Source organism: Microcoleus sp. MON1_C5 (assembly GCF_036701875.1).
In the GTDB taxonomy this organism is placed as follows: Bacteria; Cyanobacteriota; Cyanobacteriia; order Cyanobacteriales; family Microcoleaceae; genus Microcoleus.
Genome location: NZ_JAUBRN010000026.1, coordinates 1 through 19903 on the forward strand (window position 1 = coordinate 1; position 19903 = coordinate 19903).

At 46.0% G+C, this 19903-nt stretch carries 17 protein-coding genes; 6 read left to right on the forward strand and 11 right to left on the reverse strand.

Annotation, left to right across the window (positions count from 1 at the left end):
• Positions 1–338: 338 nt before the first annotated feature.
• The 5 genes from QUA71_RS14510 to QUA71_RS14530 form a co-directional block, all read right to left on the reverse strand.
• Positions 339–662 (reverse strand): hypothetical protein, encoded by a 324-nt coding sequence (locus tag QUA71_RS14510; protein ID WP_333285917.1) that lies wholly within the window; start codon positions 660–662, stop codon positions 339–341.
• A 224-nt stretch (positions 663–886) separates the two neighbouring features.
• On the reverse strand, positions 887–1921 hold the full coding sequence (locus tag QUA71_RS14515) for a patatin-like phospholipase family protein (RefSeq protein ID WP_333285919.1): 1035 nt from the start codon (positions 1919–1921) through the stop codon (positions 887–889).
• Positions 1922–2077: 156 nt separating this feature from the next.
• Positions 2078–2698, reverse strand: coding sequence for a methylthioribulose 1-phosphate dehydratase (gene mtnB / locus QUA71_RS14520; RefSeq protein ID WP_333285921.1), 621 nt, complete (start codon positions 2696–2698; stop codon positions 2078–2080).
• A gap of 190 nt (positions 2699–2888) precedes the next feature.
• Positions 2889–3728 carry an HAD-IB family phosphatase gene (locus QUA71_RS14525; protein ID WP_333285923.1) on the reverse strand — a complete coding sequence of 280 codons (840 nt, stop codon included), beginning with the start codon at positions 3726–3728 and terminating at the stop codon, positions 2889–2891.
• Positions 3682–4515: a Crp/Fnr family transcriptional regulator gene (locus QUA71_RS14530; protein WP_445243782.1), complete on the reverse strand. Its 834-nt coding sequence runs from the start codon at positions 4513–4515 to the stop codon at positions 3682–3684. Before QUA71_RS14530 ends, QUA71_RS14525 begins: the two co-directional genes overlap by 47 nt.
• A gap of 355 nt (positions 4516–4870) precedes the next feature.
• On the opposite strand from QUA71_RS14530, the gene QUA71_RS14535 reads away from it, so the two are divergent.
• Together QUA71_RS14535 and QUA71_RS14540 are read left to right on the forward strand one after the other, a co-directional pair.
• A complete protein-coding gene (locus QUA71_RS14535; RefSeq protein ID WP_333285925.1) occupies positions 4871–5851 on the forward strand; it encodes a DALR anticodon-binding domain-containing protein in 981 nt (326 codons plus the stop codon).
• Between the two features lie 362 nt (positions 5852–6213).
• Complete coding sequence (locus tag QUA71_RS14540) at positions 6214–7737, forward strand: MFS transporter (protein WP_333285927.1); 1524 nt, start codon at positions 6214–6216, stop codon at positions 7735–7737.
• Positions 7738–7814: 77 nt separating this feature from the next.
• On the opposite strand, the gene QUA71_RS14545 is transcribed toward QUA71_RS14540, so the two are convergent.
• The 3 genes from QUA71_RS14545 to QUA71_RS14555 form a co-directional block, all read right to left on the reverse strand.
• A complete protein-coding gene (locus QUA71_RS14545; protein ID WP_333285928.1) occupies positions 7815–8975 on the reverse strand; it encodes an ATP-binding protein in 1161 nt (386 codons plus the stop codon).
• Entirely contained in the window at positions 8972–9343 is a 372-nt protein-coding gene (locus QUA71_RS14550; protein WP_333285930.1) for a response regulator, read from the reverse strand. Before QUA71_RS14550 ends, QUA71_RS14545 begins: the two co-directional genes overlap by 4 nt.
• Before the next feature lie 403 nt (positions 9344–9746).
• Positions 9747–11210, reverse strand: coding sequence for an ATPase domain-containing protein (locus tag QUA71_RS14555; protein ID WP_333285932.1), 1464 nt, complete (start codon positions 11208–11210; stop codon positions 9747–9749).
• Positions 11211–11307: 97 nt separating this feature from the next.
• Here QUA71_RS14555 and QUA71_RS14560 point away from each other — a divergent pair, with 97 nt between their 5' ends.
• Entirely contained in the window at positions 11308–12723 is a 1416-nt protein-coding gene (locus QUA71_RS14560) for an FAD-binding oxidoreductase (RefSeq protein WP_333285934.1), read from the forward strand.
• A gap of 180 nt (positions 12724–12903) precedes the next feature.
• Here QUA71_RS14560 and QUA71_RS14565 read toward each other — a convergent pair whose 3' ends face one another.
• Complete coding sequence (locus QUA71_RS14565; protein WP_333285935.1) at positions 12904–13065, reverse strand: hypothetical protein; 162 nt, start codon at positions 13063–13065, stop codon at positions 12904–12906.
• 2 nt (positions 13066–13067) lie between these two features.
• On the opposite strand from QUA71_RS14565, the gene QUA71_RS14570 reads away from it, so the two are divergent.
• Together QUA71_RS14570 and QUA71_RS14575 are read left to right on the forward strand one after the other, a co-directional pair.
• Entirely contained in the window at positions 13068–14477 is a 1410-nt protein-coding gene (locus QUA71_RS14570) for a heterodisulfide reductase-related iron-sulfur binding cluster (protein ID WP_333285937.1), read from the forward strand.
• Between the two features lie 216 nt (positions 14478–14693).
• Positions 14694–15410 (forward strand): Uma2 family endonuclease, encoded by a 717-nt coding sequence (locus QUA71_RS14575; protein WP_333285939.1) that lies wholly within the window; start codon positions 14694–14696, stop codon positions 15408–15410.
• Between the two features lie 189 nt (positions 15411–15599).
• On the opposite strand, the gene QUA71_RS14580 is transcribed toward QUA71_RS14575, so the two are convergent.
• A complete protein-coding gene (locus QUA71_RS14580) occupies positions 15600–17843 on the reverse strand; it encodes a hypothetical protein (RefSeq protein ID WP_333286031.1) in 2244 nt (747 codons plus the stop codon).
• 693 nt (positions 17844–18536) lie between these two features.
• On the opposite strand from QUA71_RS14580, the gene QUA71_RS14585 reads away from it, so the two are divergent.
• On the forward strand, positions 18537–19052 hold the full coding sequence (locus QUA71_RS14585) for a phycobiliprotein lyase (protein WP_333285941.1): 516 nt from the start codon (positions 18537–18539) through the stop codon (positions 19050–19052).
• A 25-nt stretch (positions 19053–19077) separates the two neighbouring features.
• Here QUA71_RS14585 and QUA71_RS14590 read toward each other — a convergent pair whose 3' ends face one another.
• Positions 19078–19749 (reverse strand): hypothetical protein, encoded by a 672-nt coding sequence (locus tag QUA71_RS14590; protein WP_333285943.1) that lies wholly within the window; start codon positions 19747–19749, stop codon positions 19078–19080.
• Positions 19750–19903: the final 154 nt, after the last annotated feature.

Sequence of the window (19903 nt, forward strand, 5' to 3'; positions counted from 1 at the left end):
ATCAGTTGACGTGCCATAACTCATCACCTCTCAACATTATCTTTATTCTATGCAACTTCATGTAAAATTGGTATCAGCATTTATTTGCCTTCATCTGCGGTTTAAAAAATCTTCATGTTGATTTTATAGCAATCGCCTTGACGGCGTAGGGCGTTGATGATTGTTCAAACCCTTAATATTTAAGCATCTTGACTCCTGACTCCTGCTATAATCGCCAAGATTATCAACTTCTAGGAATTCCCAACTCGTGAAACATCAACAGCGATAAACATAAACCCGTCACAAAAATCAACACCCAAGAAGTTACCAGCGCCGCCGTGGCAGCTTGGCCTACTCCTTTACCTCCGCCCAGCGTCGTCGCAAAATGCCACAGCAAAAGCACCTCCCATCGCCCCAACCACCCCAAAGTGCACCAATTCTCTGGCTGATTGAAATGTAAAAGTCATGTCGCCAAAAAAGGCTATTAGCAGCAGGGATCGGAAAGAATCCAGGCCTACTGTTACTAAATGTTCCATGATTTTGCGACAGTCAATTTTGCCTTGAAGTATGCGTAGCAGCACTTGACCGCCCAGGAACAACGTCACGAAAAACCGCTGAAACCACCTGTTATTTAAGGTTTCATCTAAATGCCGATCGGGCTTTTCTTGGTCTTTTTTAACCAATGACTGAGGGATCGCGATTAATTGCAAACAGGGCGAAGCACTGCCACCTACTGATTTTCGGCAATCCTACAGCAATTATTGCACGATTTGTCAACATATATTTTCAGTCGGCTTGCCCTGCGGTTGGTGCGCTATACCATTTAGACTTTAGATTGGCAGTGATTGATTCTGTGGTAATCATCACTCATTTCCCAATCTAAAATCTCACATCTAAAACCCTAGGACTACTCCGCAAGTAACAAGTCGATAAACTTATCCAACTGTTCATTATTCTTGTCTGCTTGATCCTTGCCAATTCTCAGCAGGTCTGATATTTTTTCTTCCGAGGCATCATCAATGGGCAGCGGTTCTTCGTGGAGCAAATCGGGAGTAATTCTCAAATATTGATTCGGTCTTTCAACCGCATCATAAATTTGAATTAGTTGATAATTTACAGTTTCAGCAACTCCCGTCATCATGATATTAATCAAAGGCTGAACCCACTCAACTTGACCCCAATTTTTCGCTTCTTCGTAGGGGAATTTATTCTGAGCTTCTCCCGTCCCCAGCGATAAAATTACCATATCTTTTGCTGTCGGGCCTTTATCGGGGCGCTCGTCGGGAATTCTGAATTTATTTCTAACTTCTGCATAGGCACAAAGTGCGGGATTGTTTGCGAAAACTCCCCCGTCAATTAAAGCGTAGGATTCATTGGTCAAAGATCGGATTTTGGGAAGTTCAAAGTAAGAGGGAGCTGCAGATGTGGCTCTGGCGATATCTCTAATAAAATAGTCTTCTGCTGGATATTGTTTAGCATCTATTTGATCGAAAAAGTGAGCTTTTCTCCTTTCGATGTCGTAACTGGAAATTAAACAAGGTTTCAGCAGTTCGCTGAGTTTGCAATCTCTAAAGTTTTCCAAAAAGAATTGTTCTAAGCGATCGCCGGGATATTTTTCATCTATCAAACCGTCTATAGATCTGAGTTTTTTCCAAAATGAACTCTTAAAAACGTCGCGGCCGCTCTGAATCGAAAAATTAACAGCGTCTTGGGCTGACCACCGAGGCCGGCTGGGATTTTGGGCATCGGGAGACAAATAGATGCAAGTTAAAATGCCTCCCGCACTTGTGCCCGCGATTAAATCAAAATAGTCAGCTATTCTCGCATCTGGGTTGCCACTTTTCTGTTGCAGCTTTGACTCAACGCTAACTAAAACTTGCGCGGGAATAATTCCTCTAATTCCCCCTCCATCTATGGATAAAATTCTGGTATATTTAGCCATAACTGTTGCCTCTTCTGAATGTTTGCTCGTTTCCTACAGTCCGGGATACAAAAAGTGGTTTGAGAGGCTAATCATAGCGGTAATAGCCGTAAGCTGCTTAGGGCGCACCTACATAATTCCGAATTCATGCACCGCTCAATCTCAAATCCCAAATCTTCAATCTAAATTTAATTGGCGGGCGGCGATCGTATAGCGAAAAATGTATTCTACAATTTCTACGTAATTGTAAGCGGCCGCGGGCGAGTCTGCCCAGACTGTGATGCCGTGATCGCGAATTAATAAAGCGGGTACAGACGCCGCTGAAACGGCAAAGAATTCGCAAATTTCCTTGGCTATCTTAGGGACTTCTAAATAATTTGTAAAGAGGGGTATCGACACTTGCGGGTTTTCCTCCCAGACCCCCAAACCTTTGACCATTTCGATCGCGGGCAAAGGCACTGCATCTCCTACTGTTAGCCGAGAAACTAAATTTGCCTCGATCGAGTGGACGTGATAGCAAGCTTTAGCGTTTGGAAAACAATTGTAAACGGCTAAATGAATGCTGGTTTCGGCCGAAGGGCGGCTGTCGGCAACAGGTCGCTCGACAATTGCGCCGTCTGAGTTCATTCTGATAAAATCTTGTTCAGTTAACTGCCCTTTGGCGCGGCCGCTAGCAGTAATCCAAAAACTGCCATCTGGCAAGCGGGCTGAAAGATTGCCAGCAGTCCCAACCATCCAACCGCGATCGTAAAAATGTTTGGCTGCTGCAATTAAATCCGATCTCAAATCGCCACTCATTTTTTATAATTCCTCAGTTTTTTATTTACTTTTTACGTTAATAGGAATTGCGCTGGTCTATCTAAACGTAGGGTAATCCGTGCAAAGCTTACCAATACATATCGCTCTCAACGTAGGGTGAGCCATCAGCATTTTACTAAATACACATACCGCATAGTGCGATTTTTTTGTCGCAATTCCTACTAGAGTTTCAATTCCATTTCTGGGACAAACTTTCCAAGATATCAAAAAAATTATCCCATTTAGTATAAGGCTTTTGCTGTTCGTCTAGATACTCGGCAAGCCGATCGCGCGCAAACACCGACGAAGCCTGCAAAGCCATATTAAAATCCGTCAGCGAATCTCCGATCGCCACCTGTTCTTCGGCCGGGTGCTGCGCCATCACCCGCACCTTAGATACCAATTCCTCATCTCCTTCCAACTCAGAATTGACTTGCAACCGAGGGCCGCTAGCGTCCACATCCACAGCGTAAATAACGCTCGCCCGGTTTACCAAATCGCCCATTACCGTCTCTACCATAATCCGAAGACCGCCGGACACGATCGCAAAATCTACCTTTTTCTCATCCAAAAAATCCAGCAATTCCAACAATCCCGGCCGCATCAGCCTTCCCCTAGAAAATTCCACAATTTCCCCGTAACATTCCGAGGGAATAGACTCTAATAACTGCCGCACTCCCGATCGCAAACTCAGCCTTCTAGCGTATATTTCAGGCATTAGTTGAGACGACAATTCCGGTGCGAAATGCTTGAGCATTGCCACAAAAGTTTCTTCAACGGTTATCGTCCCATCAAAGTCGCAGAATACCACCCGTTGCTGACGGTTCGGGATAGTAGATTTTTGCTTGTTATCGGTCATTATCAGTCGCACCTTTCGAGAACGGGAAAAGTTTACACAATTCATCGTACACTGTCGAGCGATCGAGCGCGACTGCCCAAAACTAATAGTGACGCGCTGTTTGTTAGCAATTTCCCGCAGGATTTTATGCAGATTCTTCGAGAGAATCTTCATCTTCCAGGGAATCTTCATCTTCCAGGGAATCTTCCAGGGAATCTTCCAAGGAATCTTCCAAGGAATCTTCTACGTCCTGCTGTTGGTTTTTTGTCTTTTGGGGGTTAGACTTAGCCGGCAAACAGATTAAATTATCATCCTCAGTATTAATCAAACCTTTCGATCGCAACTTACCCATCAGTCGCGTCACCGTCACCCGCGTTGAGCCGATCGCGCTGCCAATTTGAGCGTGAGTCAAGGCCCAAGGCAGCCGATAGCCCCGAACCACATCCGGTTCGCCCTCACCTACGTAAGGTTCGCCAAACTCCTCGATCAACAAAGTGAGAAATCCCAACAGTCGGTCGATCGTCCGGCGCTGTCCCAAAGTGCTCAGCCAGAGAAGTTTCCGCTGGTGCTGGTAGCGAAACGCATCCAAAATTTCCCTACGAAAGTGAGGCCAATTATCCAAGTCGTGCCAGTACATCCACACTACGTGAGTTTGATCGGCATGAGCGTAAGCTTGGAGAGTAAACGGAGACTGAGCAACCAGTTCAAAGGGCTGACCGGCACCGACGAAGCCCAAAAAAGCTTCTTCTGTAGTTTTGTCAGCGGATTTTGACTTCGCCGCTGCAGCGCTAACTTGAGCGCTGCCTACGAGCCGCACAGAACCTTTCTGGACTAAATACAGCAGTCCGGGTCTTGCGGGAATCCGCTCGTCTTTGCTAAAAGTCCGGCAGCGGTAGTGTTCCTGGGCCCAGTCGATAATTCGCTGCCAAGTGATAAAAGGTCGATCGATAGTCTCTAGAGGTGTGGAAGTTGATTGCATAAGTGAGGCTCTGGGATATATTTAATAGTGAGAAAAACAGCTTCTGCCAGCAGTGCGATACAAAGTGAGACAACCAACCCCCGATCGAGCTTGCACGCTTCTTAACTATGCTGACTTTTCTGTGTTTTACCGAAAGATTTAATGTAGCAAAAAATACATCAAAATGGTATAGTTCAGCAAAAAATTTGTCGTAAATTATTGTATAGTTAGCAAAAAAATCGCTAGAAAGCTTATTAATTCGATGTAGCCCCGTCCGGGGGAGCCGATCGACCATCTCGGACATCAGCAGTTTAACGTACAAGAACAGTGCAAGTGGTAACAGTCGATCGTCGCTGTTACCGTAGGATCAGCCGATATGGATACACCAAATATCTCGCAGTGCCCGGAAGTTACAGTGAAGTGTTTCTTGCTTTCCAAGTTCCAAAGCGCGATCGCCCAGCAAGAGACACTAGGGGAAATTCCATTAAATCTCATAGGTTGCACCATTCTCAACAATAGGCAAGATGCCTGTTCCACAAAAAGTGAATTTGATGGTGGGGTAGGCATCCTGCCCGCCCATAAAAAACTGATGGAGAATGGTGCAATATTTCCGTTAAATCGGAGTAAAGATAGCGCCCGGGTGCTGTACGTGTCTGCGATCGCCCTGAAATTGGCTAAAACTTGGCAGCAGACACCGCAGACAATCGCGGCACAGTTGGCCGAAACACTCGAACCGCTGTGCTACCCAGATTTCGCCGTTAAGGTAGCGCCGGCGGGAATTATCGAGATGGAGTTGACTGATGCAGGTTTAGCCGTTTGGTTGCAGCGTTTAGCTCAAACGAACCTCCCACTTCCAGAATCTCGAATATTATCTCCTGTTGTGTCAGCCGATCGACTGTTTCCCATTCAGTACAGCCACGCGCGCTGCTGTTCCCTGCTGCGAATGGCCCACCGCGATCGGATAATTTCGATCGCCCAGCCCGATGTGGCTACAGCGCCGCAAATTTGGTCCCTAGCGAGTCCAAATCCTATCCCTTGGATTGACGAGGGCGATCGACTGCGGTTAGTGCATCCAGCAGAACGCAGTTTAATATCGCAACTGTTAACAGTGCTAGACAATTTATATCCTACTTTTGATGTAAAGAACCGTGAAAAACCTGTCAATTATTTCAAATTAGCCAATAGTTTGAGCGAAGCATTTCAGATTTTTTACAGCCAGTGCCGAATTTGGGGTAAAGTTAAAATAGAACAGCCCCAACTCGCCCAATCCCGGTTGGGCTTAATATTAGCAACTCAATCTTTGCTGCGATTTATCCTACAAGAGTTATTGAACGCTCTTGCTCCTTTAGAACTTTGATTTTGTTCCCCTTTTTAGCAACCTTTATTCATACCCATAGGTGGGTTTCCGAAAGTTGCCTTGACTTCTTCCATCTGAAAAGCTCTCTATTTTATCGGGTTCACCCTGAAAAATCCAGTAAGCTACTGTCGCATATAAAATTTATAAAAACTTAGCTATTTATTGATTAACTATTAATAATGCAATTAAGAACTCTTCTCTAATTTGGGCATTCTTATTTTCCCTAATTTATTTAAGTAATCTTTCTTTTGGCTTTTTAGAGAGGTGATTTTTAGCTTGCCTCTCTGGCTGTCTTACTTAAAATATTTAATCTTATATTATACAATTAAGCTGCGTAGCAGCTCATCTATTGCCTATCCAGTATGCTCGAAACACAAGAAGAAGATTACAGAACGAGTCCTCTCCCTCTTCAGGAAATCCAAGAGGATATAGCCTTACCAGAGACGGTACTTCTGACCACTCCGCCTCTAAAACTTTCCAAACCGGAAACTCGGTCAAGCCTCAGAGCACTAACTTTGGAGAGTGTCTTCGCTACGCTTTTTTACAGCATCATCGGCGGCGCGTTGCTCAGTAATTTCTTGCTGGATTTAGGGGCTGGCCCAGTCGAAATTGGTATGCTCGCCTCCATTCCTCAACTGGTAAATCTGCTCCAACCGTTCGGAGCTTATATAGGAGACCGACTGCAGAGCCGCCACTGGTATTCCCTCTGGATTTTCGGACTGTCGCGAGTGCTGTGGCTGATTCTCGTGCCAGCAATGTGGTTGGGAGGCTCATTTCAGCTCGCTGGACATCAGGTAGTGCAGTTGACATTGGCAATCATCTGGGTAACTCAAGTCTTAGAATCTTTAGGTCGTGCTTCCTTCTTGAGCTGGTTGGCGGTTTTAGTACCTCAGCGGTTGCGCGGGCGGTATTTTGGCTTTCGCAATAGTGCTGTCAGCTTGACGAATCTCATTGGTGTGCCGTTGCTGGCTCTAGTGGTATCGAACTGGCCCGGTGGAAGGCTCCAAGGTTACAGTGCCATCTTGGTTTTAGGAATTGTGCTTGGCATCATCAGTCTAGGTTGTCAGTTCTTTATGACCGATGTGAACCCAAAGCTTGTACACGTCACGCATTCAGATATAGGCGAAAAATCATCCATAGGGGCAATTTTTAGCTTTCTCAAGGAAGCCAATTTTTTAAAGTTTTTGCTTTACTCTGGCCTATGGAGCTTTGCTGTTAACGTCAGCGCTCCCTTCTTTAACCTTTACTTGCTGGATGACATAAATATAGATGTCAGCGTGGTAACGCTCTACAACAGCTTAGGAGCGGGTGCTAACTTACTGATGCTGGTTTTTTGGGGCAAACTGGCTGACCGGGTTGGGAACCGCCCGATCATGATAGTAGTGGGAATCTTGGTGGCTCTGACCCCTGTGCTCTGGCTAGAAGCTGGAACGGCTCCAATTTTTATATGGGTCTGGTTCCCGCTGTTGCACATCATCGGCGGTGCAACGTGGGCGGCGATCGACCTGTGCAGTGGTAATCTGATGATGTCGGTGACCCCACTACGCAATCAGTCCCTTTACTTTGCGATCGCCGCGGCGGTTCCTGGTGTCACTGGGGCAATGGGAATCACCCTTGGTGGCTTTATCGCCACTTTGACCAATCTCGGTGGCTTGCCAGGGGTGTTTGCCCTCTCAGCCGTCTTACGACTTGCGGCTCTCCTGCCCTTGGTTGTTGTTCGCGAGCAGCGTTCTGTGTCTTTGGGTAAGTTTTGGCTGCTTTTGTTGCCCGCTTGGTGGAGAAGAGTGGCGATTGAACCTGGAGACATCAGGTTTCAACCATTAATAGTTGAACAGTTGGACTGTCTGCCTGAAAGCTCAGGCGATCGGTCTTCAACAGTTGATTGATTGTACGGCACAAAAGGCGCGCCTTAGCTCAGACAACTGCATAGTCTGTAAATTTTCGCATAATCCCTGCATCTAGTTTAAGGCGTTGCAGGCGAGATTTGCTTTTTTCCAGGTTTTGCGATCGGCAGCGTTACGGTAAATGTACTGCCGACGCCTTCTTCACTGATCAAAGTAATTTCGCCACCGTGCAAGTCCACGCATTTTTTAACAATGCTCAGCCCCAGTCCTGTACCGGGAATTCGACCGACATTTTTAGCCCGGTAAAATGACTCAAACAGCCGTCCTTGGTCGGCGACAGGTATGCCAATTCCTGCATCCTGTACTGAAAAAATAGCCTCGGTTTCAGTAACTTTTAATTCAAAGATTACTTCGGTATTTGGGGGAGAATACTTAATAGCATTTGACAGCAAATTGCCCAGAATGCGCCGGAGCAAGCTTACCTCCAAAGACACCATCGGCGATTGAGTGTGATTCACAAAAATCAGCGTCACCGGATCGCTTGGAGGTTTCAACTTCAGGCTGCTCTGAAATTCCTCTACCAACTCATTACAAAACTTTGCTAAGTCTAGCGGTACCAAGCAAAATCCGGCTTGTCCTGACTCAACACGGCCCAGCAGCAGAACATCGTCTAATAACTGATCGATGCCTTTTGCCGCTGCTTGAGTTTTGTCTAGCAGTTCTTGTGTTTTCTCATCTGTTAATGTCAACTTGTACTTGGTAAGAAGTTGCGTAGTGCCGATGATGAAATTCAAAGGATTGCGAACGTCGTGGGCAATCATGTACAACAAAGATGTTTTCATCTCGTTGAGTTCTTGGGCTGTTTGCAGAGTGCGATCGAGTTGGTCGTGAGACAATTTGAGAGTTAAAGACAACTGGCGCGATCGCAGCAAAATCTCCACCCGCGCTTGCAATTCTATCTTCTCGATCGGAGCGATAATCAAATCGTCAATACTTTGCCAAATAAATTGCGTTGCCATCCCTACATCCGAGCGGGATGTAATCAAAAGAAAAGGCAAGCATACCGGGTGTTCTGCCTGTTTTTGGGCGGCCACCCATTGCCAATGGCGTTTCAGGGCAAGACCGTCAATTATCGCCAGGTCAAAAGATTGATTAAATGGTAAAAAATCCTCACTATTATCTGTTGAGTTTGGCAGCAATACCTCATAATAAACTGCTAGCCATTCTAATAACAAGCGACGATTTTCTTTCTGTTCTACAAGCAATAAAATTTGACTCACGCAGGTTCTCCTAGCAAGCTGTGAACAATTCCCAGCAAATCTCTAACGATCAAAGGTTTTACCAACATATTCCGAGCACCGTGGCAGAGGCTTTCGTGCTGAATAGCAGCGCTTTGTTTGGGCGAGAGTATCAGAAAAGGGATTTGGTGATTTCGCAGTTGTTCGCAGGACTCCCAAATCCGGCGGTCGAAACCAGAAATATCTACTAAAGCCATCCCGATCCTAGCAGGCTGACTGATAGCTTGTGCAACATCTTCAAAGTTATAAGCCGCGATCATCTGGTATCCTTCTTTGTTGAGAAATTGTGCTAATAGTTCCAAGTTGCGCTGATTGCGGTCTACGGCTAAAATTATTGAAGTGCCAGTCATTTATCAGCTTCCTGTGAATACGGGTTATAACCATTTTAAATTTTAGATTTCAGATTTTAGAATGGGGAGTGACTGGTTATATATGGGTGGGGAGGTTTTCTAAAGTTGGATTCTTTTTTTATCTGGTATTAGCTTACTTTTCGGCGAGGGATTACATTGGTTTTCAGTTGAGTGAACTACAGATGATCTGACACAGGACACGCCCTCGTGCCCTGTGCCCCTAGTGTATTTCATACAACTGAAAACGGCTATAAAAGTCGAAAAATACACAAATTTACCAATATATTTAAGTTTTCCAGGACTTAGGCTAGTGGTGAGGTGCCCGGTGCGCCCCTACTCATTAGTAGATTCACAACTCCAAAATTAGCTGCAATTGCCCCAAAACAGCAGCACAAATCCCGATTCAAGCTTCATCTGCTCCCCCCTCAATCCACACCGGCGCCGAACTCAAAATGCCGCGCAGCCCCCCTATCGGTTTGCTGACTTTGATGCCGTAGCGAGTAATCTCTAGTTCTCGCAGAGTTCTCTCGAAATTGCTGACTCGTTTTTTAATTACTCCCATCGCCTTGCGGATTTCTGTCCTATTCTGCAGTTGGCGTTCCATATAGCGTATAAACAGAAGATTATCCGCCAAATAGCTAATCCCGATCTCGGTCAGCCGAAAATCTCCGCTAATAGCTTCTACCTCATTAATCAAGATAACGGTCACTCCCATATTCTTCAGATACTTGCACAAAGCGTGCAAATTGTTCACCAAATCTTGCCCCTGCATCGAAAGCTGATAGCCAGAAATACTGTCAAGCATCACAATCCGCGTCTTTTCCTGCTCCACCTCCTGGCGTACCATACAGGCAAACTGATCCGGCGAGTACAGCAAAGGTTCCACGGGTATCACCGACAGACTTCCTTGCCCCATCATCGCCCCAACCGGGATGTTAACTGATTCGCAGCGGCGCAGCAGAGTAGAAGTTGACTCCTCAAAAATGTAAACTACCGATCGCTCCCCCCTTCCTGCGGCTTCCTTCATAAACTGAATGCCCACCGTCGTTTTACCAACGCCGCTAGGCCCGCTAATCACCGTCACTGTCCCCCGTTCCAGTCCCCCGTGCAGTAGTTCGTCAATTTCTGGAACCCCAGAAGAAATTGCTTCAGCAACAAAATCCTGTTGATAGTTGTCCGGCAGCAGTCGCGGATATACCTCCATACCAGCCTGAGTCAGGCGCAGCGAATGGCGGCCGCTGCGGAAGTTGGAGCCTCGCAGCTTGGTGACAGACAGGGCGCGTCCTTCTGTCAATAGTTCTAAATAAATTACTCCGTCGCTGATGAACTGCAAATCGTCGTCGGGAGAACTTGATGTGCCTTCGGAGGTAAATACCACCGTCGCCCCCCCTTCCACCAAAAACCGCAGAAAAGACAGAACTTGCTTGCGAAACTGAAACTCATCCGCAGCTAAGTAGCGAAATTGAGTGATTGCGTCCAAAAACACCCGTTGTGGCTTGACAGCTTGGACTCGCTCAATAATCTTTTGTGTAGTCGGTTCTCGCTCAACCTCCGAGGGCGAGAAAATGTCATAAGTCTGAACTTCTGTAAAGAATTCTGACGATGGACTCAAATCCAGGAACGCCATCGCTTCAATATCAAAACCGAGACTTGCCGCATTGGCCCGCAATTGCGCTTCGGGTTCTCCTAAAGTAATAAACAGGGGCGTTTCTCCCACAGCCACACCTGCTGCCAAAAAGTGAAAGCCCAGTGTAGTCTTGCCAGTACCCGGGCCGCCGCGCACCAGATAAGAGCGTTGAGAAATTAGGCCGCCGCCAATCACTTCGTTGAGACCGGTAATTCCCAGAGAAATTCGGTTTTGAGACATTTGTTTGTTCATGTTTTGAATATCGGGCCCGTATTAATATTTAATGGTTTTAGGCACTGTTTTGATAATTTTTTTTACCGGGCGTCTGATAACCTTCATGAAATCTTTTTCTACCGAAAATTACGTAAGCACACAAGAATTAGAAAGTATTGTTGGGACTGCTGGCATCTGTCGCTGGCAAGATACAAACCCATTTTGGCAAGAACGGGTAGAAAAAGCAGTTGCCCCAGACACGAAAATAGATTGTACCGTTTACCCGAATAGTCAGGAAGAACTGGCGGCTGTCATTGCTTGGGCACAGCAAAATCGCTGTGCAGTCTTGCCTTGTGGTAGCGGCAGCAAACTTGATTGGGGCGGTTTAGTAAAATTAGACTCCGATCCCCCCCAGCCCCCCTTAACAAGGGGGGAGCAAGATGTTGTCAAAGTGGGTCTTTTGAAGGGGAATTTAAGGGTATCTCCTGATGCAGCGGGGCTTGTGGCTGTCAGCACTTCGCGCCTCAATCGACTTGTACAGCACGCTGTGGGCGATTTAACCGTGACTGCAGAAGCGGGGATGAAGTTTGCGGATTTGCAGCAAATTTTAGCAGCAGCAGGTCAATTTTTGCCGATCGACCCAGCATATCCGCAAGAGGCAACTTTGGGTGGCATTGTCGCTACTGCTGATGCGGGTTCCTTGCGGCATCGCTATCGCGGGGTTCGCGATTTGCTGTTGGGAATTACCTTTGTGCGATCGGACGGTAAAATTGCGGTAGCCGGAGGTCGAGTTGTTAAAAATGTCGCCGGCTACGACTTGATGAAACTGTTTACTGGTGCTTACGGTACCTTGGGCGTCATTTCTCAAGTAACTTTCCGAGTTTATCCCCTGCCTGAATCATCGGGAACCGTAGTGCTGACAGGGGAAATTAATGCTTTGTCCCAAACGGCTCAAATCTTATTATCCTCTGCTTTGACTCCGACAGCCGTTGATTTGGTGTCACCTGATTTAGTAGCACAATTAGGTTTAGGAAAGGGCCAAGGATTGATAGTAAGATTTCAAAGTATCGCAGAGAGCGTTAAAGAACAATCAGCCCGCTTGCTGGAAGTTGGCGAAAAGTTGGGTTTGCAAGCAAATATCTGTGGCGACAATGATGAGCATCAGTTATGGCAAAGATTGCCAGAAACAGTCTGGAATTCTGGCACAAAGTCCGCAATTATTTGCAAAATAGGGATTAGACCGTCGGAAGCTGTAGCAGCAATTAACGAATTGCCGGTACAGGACGCTTTGATTCATGCAGGCAGCGGTTTGGGGGTTTTGCGGTTTGAGGCTGCGACTGCGACAACGCTGTTGCAGGTACGCAGGGGGTGCGAAGCGAAAGGCGGTTTTCTGACTGTTTTAGCAGCGCCGACCGACATCAAGCAAGAGTTAGATGTTTGGGGCTATACTGGAAGTGCGATCGATTTAATGCGCCGGATTAAACAGCAGTTTGACCCGGAAAATCTTTTGAGTCCACATCGTTTTATAAGCGATATTTAGTTTAAACTTTATAGTCCGGAGTTCTGTTTTTTTTAATTCCGAGTCTGAATTATTGGTGAACCACATTTGTTTTTTAACGAACCGCGAAGGCGCGAAGACCGCGAAGGAAGAGAAATGAAGAGAAGTTTTTGTTTTTTTGACGGATTTAGGCTTGCTATGAATAGCAACCGCGCCTGACTGTTAGGAAATTTTTTTCTTAATTGCTGAAATATAAGCGGTCGATTGCTTCTGACTTCTCTCATAGATAACTAAATCCTTTTTTCTTCTTCCTTCTTCCTTCTTCCCTCTTCCCTCTTCCTTCTTCCCTCTTCCTTCTTCCTTCTTCCCTCTTCTTTCTGCCATATATGCAAACTTCAGAAAAATCTCACGTTCCCAGCGACGATTTAAGACCTGCCAAAGAAAGCAATTTTCTAGCACAAAATCCCCATTTAGAAACCCTCGAAATCCCAGGTTTTGACGCCAACAATCCGCCCGATCCCAAATTAATAGATACCTGCGTACACTGCGGCTTTTGTTTGTCAACTTGTCCGAGTTATCGCGTACTTGGCAAAGAAATGGATTCGCCTAGAGGCCGCATTTATTTAATGGATGCAATTAACGAAGGCGAGGCACCTTTAAACGAAGCAACCTCACAGCATTTCGATACTTGTTTGGGCTGTTTGGCCTGCGTTACAACTTGCCCTTCTGGAGTTCAATACGACAAATTAATTTCCGCAACTCGCCACCAAGTTGCCAGAAATCAGGAACGCACTTTTTCCGACAATGTAATTCGCACTCTGATTTTTAATCTCTTCCCTTATCCTCACAGATTGCGGCCTTTGCTTGTACCGCTGTTTATTTATCAAAAATTAGGACTGCCAAAACTTGTCCGCAAAACAGGTTTGCTGAAAAAAGTATTTCCCCGCTTGGCTGCGATGGAATCAATTTTGCCGAAAGTTACTGTCGATTCTTTCCGGGATAATTTACCCGAGGTAATTCCAGCACAAGGGGAGAAACGCTATCGAGTCGGCGTGATTTTAGGCTGCGTGCAGCGGCTGTTATTTTCGCCAGTGAATGAAGCTACGGTGCGAGTTTTGACGGCTAACGGTTGCGAGGTGGTGGTTCCTAAAAGTCAGGGATGCTGTGCTGCTTTGCCGGAACACCAAGGCCAAGCGGAACAGGCGAAAGCTTTGGCGAGACAAATGATTGATAGCTTTGAAAATACTGGTGTTGATTGTGTGATTATCAACGCTGCTGGCTGCGGCCATACTTTGAAAGAATACGGTCATATTTTAGCAGATGACCCGCAATATCGGGAGAAAGCTGAGAAATTTGCTGCTAATGTTAAGGACGTGCAAGAGTTTTTGGCAAGTGCGGGAATTACCGCGAAACTCAATCCTTTGATTGAGGGAGATTTGACAATTGTTTATCAGGATGCGTGTCATTTGTTGCACGGGCAAAAGATTAGTTTGCAGCCGCGTCAGTTGTTGCAACAAATTCCGGGGGTGAAGTTAAAAGAGCCTGTGGATGCGGCTTTGTGCTGCGGGAGTGCGGGGGTTTACAATATGCTTCAGCCGGAGATTGCTGATGAATTGGGAGTGCAAAAGGTTGAGAATTTGCTGAATACTGGGGCGGAGTTGATTGCTTCTTCTAATCCGGGTTGTTCTTTGCAAATTAAGAAGCATTTGGAGTTGCAGGGAAAGGAAGTTACTTTAATGCACCCAATTGAGCTTTTGGATTATTCGATTCGCGGGGTGAAGTTGCTGAGGAAGTAGTTTTCTAGGGCGGGCGGTGTCCGCCCTATTTTCGATGCTGAGTGAGATTTTTTTTTAATGAACCGCAGAGGGCGCAGAGGGCGCAGAGGAAGAGAAGAAAGAGAGATAAAAGAGAAAGAGGAATAGGTTATTGTATTGAGAAAGGTCGATCGCACTTTTCACCTTTCCGAAACAGCTTAAATTAAATTAAACAGTCCCTAACCCCGGACAACAGTTATGGTAACTCAACTCAAGTCTCCTCAAAAACCTGATGTAATTTACCCCGACAGCGACGGCCAACCAATGTCTGACAATACTAAACAATTTCGCTGGATACTCATCATCCAACAAAATTTAGCGTGGCTATTTGCCGATGACCCGAATGTATTTGTCGCGGGGGATTTGCTGTGGTATCCCGTCGAAGGAGATAACAAGATTCGCGTCGGCCCGGATGTGATGGTAGTCTTGGGCAGACCGAAAGGAGATAGGGGTTCTTACAAGCAGTGGGAAGAAGAAAATATCGCGCCGCAAGTAGTGTTTGAAATTCTTTCTCCCGGTAACAGGCTAACAGAAATGAATAAAAAACAGGTATTTTACGATCGCCACGGGGTAGAGGAATATTACCTGTACGACCCGGAACGCAACGATTTCAGCGGTTTGATGCGTTCACAGGGGCGTTTCGACGTAATTGATGCGATCGAAAATTGGGTCAGTCCCCGACTGGGAATTCGCTTTGATTTGTCGGGTGAAGAGTTACAAATTTATCGCCCTGACGGCGAACCGTTTGCAAGTTATGAGGAGGTTTCTCGCAGCTTGGAACAAGCGCAACAGCGGGCAGAACAAGCCGAACAGCGTGCAGAACAAGAACGACTGCGTGCAGAACAAGCCGAACAGCGGGCTGCTGTGCTAGCAGAAAGACTGCGATCGATGGGAATTGACCCGGAACAATTGTAAACTATAGCCTTTCTCAGGAACATGAGGTTCTTTCGGATCTAGGGCATAGGGCATAGGGCATAGGGCATAGGGCATAGGGCATACCTCACTTTATTGAGAACTGCTATAGATGGGGGAAAAGAGCGATCGCACTTTTAAATTTTAGCAAAAGTGCGATCGGCCTAATAACTAATGACTAATGACTAATGACTATTTCCCCTCTTCTAACCTCAAAAAATGCACCTGTCCCGAAGCTTCCGCCGCTACGATTGTCACTCCATCAGGTGCAATAGCGCAAGCTTTCAAAGCACTATCTCCCCTGAAACTAGCAATTACTTCTCGACTTAACAAATCCCAAACTTTGAGAGTATTATCGTCGGAAACAGAAATTGCCTTTGTTCCCATAGTCGCCACAGATGTTACCGCATCAGCATGACCTGCCAAAGTAAAAACTTCTTTTCTACTCGACAAATCCCAAACTTTCAAATTGTGTTCCCGCCCCCCCGAAATCGCCCATTTGCCATCCGCCGTAACTGCCACAGCATTCACAAAACTCTCATGACCTTTGAGAGTGAAAAGTAGATTTTTGACGGCTAAATTCCATAAATATGCCAAAATATTCTTTTCTTTTCCCAAACTCCAAATTTTCAGAGTTTTGTCGCCGGAAGCCGAAATAATCCGCTTGCTGTCGGGAGTAACTGCCACAGCTTTTATCCCGTCCTCATGACCTGAAAAAGTAAAAAGTTCCTCTCCTGTTTCTAGATTCCAAACTTTAATGGTTTTGTCTCCCGAACCGGAAATCGCCATCGTTCCGTCCGCAGTCACTGCCACAGAATTTACCCAGTCTGTATGACCCGTGAAAGTAAAGATTTCTTTTCCGGTTTCTAGATCCCAAACTTTCACAGTTTTGTCGCCGGAACCCGAAACTATTCGCTTGCTATCCGGTGTTATTGCGATCGCTTTTACCCAATCTTTATGACCGGGAATAGTACAAATTTCTTGTCCGTTTTCAAGATTCCAGACTTTAATCCGGTTGTCTCCTGAACCGGAAATCGCTTTCGTACCGTCCGCCGTCACTGCTACAGCATTTACCCAGTCATCGTGACCTGCCAATGATAAATTTTCTTTGCCTATTTCTAAGTGCCAAACTTTGAGAGTTTTGTCTGAGGAACCAGAAACTATCCGCTGGCCGTCGGGGGTAACAGCCACAGCATTCACTGGGGCGATGTGATTGGTAAAAGTGAAAAGTTCTTCTTTTGTTTCCAAATTCCAAACTTTCAGCGTTTTGTCGCCGGAAGCCGAAATTACTCGTTTCCCGTCGGGACTGACTGCCACAGCTTGAACGAAACTGCCGTGTTTTCCTAACGTAAAAAGTTGCTTTCTTTCTGACAAACTCCAGACTTGAACAGTTGCGTCGTAACTGCCTGAAATTATTAGTTCGCCGTCGGGAGTAACTGCTACACTTTTTACCCAGTCTGCATGACCCGTGAGAGTAAAAAGTTCTTTTCCGGTTTCTAGGTTCCAGACTTTCATGCTATTGTCTCCAGACCCGGAAATCAACTGTTTGCTATCAGGAGTTACTGCTACGGACTGCACAAAACTGCTGTGACCTTTGAAGTTAAAAATTATTTCCCTGCTTGTCAAATCCCAAACTTTAATACTGCCATCCCAAGAACCAGAAATTACTCGCTTGCCGTCGGGAGTTACTGCTACTGCTTCTACGGCAAAAGTATCGCCGGCAAAAGTAAATATTTCTTGTCCAGTTTCTAAATCCCAAATTTTAATCGTATTGTCCCAAGAACCGGAAATTACTTTAGTGCCGTCGGGGGTGACAGCTACAGCATTGACGTAGGTAAGATGACCTTTGAGGGTGGAAAGTTCTTCTCCTGTTTCTAAGTGCCAAATTTTGAGAGTGTGGTCGGAGGACGCAGAAATTGCCCGCTTGCCGTCGGGGGTGATTGCTACAGCTTGTACCCAGTCTGTATGTCCGGTGAGGGTACGCAATAATCTCCCGCCGGGAGGAGTAAAGCTGGGCGTTAGCGGTCGCAGCCAGGGGGTTGTTTGGTGTTTTGCCTGTGCTAGCAGTGCTTGAATTTCTGGACTTTCAAAGCGCATCAAGCGGGCCATTAGTTGGGTAGGTAGTTGGGTTTTATCTGTGGCTAGAATGTGGGCAGACAGCCGAATTGCTTCTTGGATTAATTTGAGTTGGTCGGCTTTTGGGTCTGAGATAATAATATTGGGACTTGTTGCTAAATCGTAATCTTCTATTAGGGCCTGTACTCCCGAGGCTGACAGCTTGGCTTTAATAAAATTGTAATCTGTTAGTAAGCTGTATAATTTTTCGTAGTCTGAAGTCGCTGCTAGCTGACTTGGCAGGATTCCCAGGTAGTGCGTCTGTTCTGCGGGCTGCATTTTATCCAGCCCTTGTGTAAACTCGGTCATAAATTTACGGATGTGTTTTTTAAATGTATGCGATCGCTAGCTGCACCCTACCGAAAAGCCGATCGAGAATCTTTTCTCTTGACTTAGCATGACATATTTAAATGCTCTGTGCTATGGGCTTGCTGTCCTCGGTTTGGTGAGGGTTCGATGAATTGCTTGTTTTTTAGTCGGAGTCTGCTTTGAGAATTTTCAAGCAGTGCGATTACAATAAATCGCCGCCAATATAATTCAACTCAGCAACGCCCAATTTACCGATCGATCCACAAGATCTCACATATATCGTCGTTTTTCTTAACATAGCTGGTTTTGGGCGATGATGGTCGATCGATCAACACTGTCAAAGCTAAAAAATTTCAGGTATCGCAATCCTATTTAAAGTGCGAAAAAGATTTTTTATAACGAAATATGATGGCGGATGCTCTAATTTTGTGTCAAGTCGGCCGCATCAGCGAGGCAGATGTCCCCCTGGTTGGGTTTTGTACCTCAACGGCATCTGCAATCTGTTTCGCCCAAAGCTCTCAGAAAGCTTTGCAGGTGCGCCCCCTTCCTCTAAAATATAGAAAAGGACTTGCACTCTTAAACCGGATTTCTAAACAAAATCATTGGTTTGACCGCTAGGTACGTAGGAAGAAACCGGGTTTCTGACTCCATAGCGCGCAAGTCACGATCGCAAATAAAGCAGTATTGACTTTAGAGACAAATTTCATGGATGTTATCGAGTTTTTCGAGTTAAGTGCAGGCAAATGGTTTTCTCAACGTACCGTACACAATCTCAATTCTGGGGAATTGCAGGCAGGTAAATCCGACCTCAAAATAGAAATACTGACAGCTAGCGATGCAGCAGTCGTCAAACTTTGCCAACAACACTCGATTAACCCGGCCTCAACTGGGCTAACCAGCGTTCGGATTAGTTGGGACGGTATTCCCGATCGCGACAAAGCTAAACAAATCGGTTCTACCATACTAGCGATCGTACCAAATCCCGACAATCCCAGCGAAGGCAAAGTGTTGCAAGACAAGGGTAAGGGCCGCTACGTGATGGGCGACGACGTGCTGACATTGATTACAGAATCAGACACCCTCCATGCCGAAGAAAGGCTGTGGTATCTCATGCCCAACCTGCGGTTGCGGACTAGCGTTGTTAAGCAAGCTAACGGTACTGAACAAGCTTCTTTTTGTTCGGAAATTCGGATGGGAGGAAGTCCCAAAAGTGAAGAGTGACAAATAACTATCTAGTTCTCAAAGTTTACACCCTATTTCTGCTTTCTCCCTTCTTTCTTCTGCCTTCTCGGGCAATCGCTTTTAACTTGGTATGAAAATCAGTGTGTTTGACAACTGGGAATGATTTGGCCACAGGTTTGTCCGGTAATTTGTGCTCAGCTTCGGCTCGATCGGCGAGGGCGGTAACAGCCACATCTTCATATACTACAAATTCTGTATTTTCTTTTGTGCGATCGTCGGCTGCAGGTAATTTTCCTGTTTCCTCTGCCTCTGTGTTTGGGACTTTTTCATGCAGCGCCACATCAAGTTGCGCCTCTGAGGGCCCATGCCAATCTAAATCTGCGGCAGTTAGTTCCGATTCCTGGTTCGATAAAAGTATATCTTCCGGTGACAGTTGAGCAGCACTTTCCCCGGTTAAATTTTGAGGAAAATTATTGCATACCAAGCGTTCAAACTCGCGATTGAAATGATAGAGAGGTTGACCTATCCGGTGCCACATACTCAATAGCTGTTCCACAGAAACAGCCTTGTAGCGCCCTTGATAAAGCGCTTCAACCACTGCTAAACGCAGCCAATAGCCGGGATACTTGGTCAGCCATTCACCCGCCAATTTCTCGGCTTTTTTGCCACCTAGGTCAAAACCGTAGTGAACCAGCAGAGCCGCTGCTTGTGCAGATATTGCCGTCACTTCTGTCATTTGTTGTCTGTTGACTGTTGACTGTTGTCTGTTGACTGTTGTCTGTTGACTGTTGACTGTTGACTGTTATCGGTTGACTGTTGTCTTTTGGTTCCAATTACCCAATTACCAATTCCCCATTACCTATTACCTATTATCACTTCCCCATTACCAA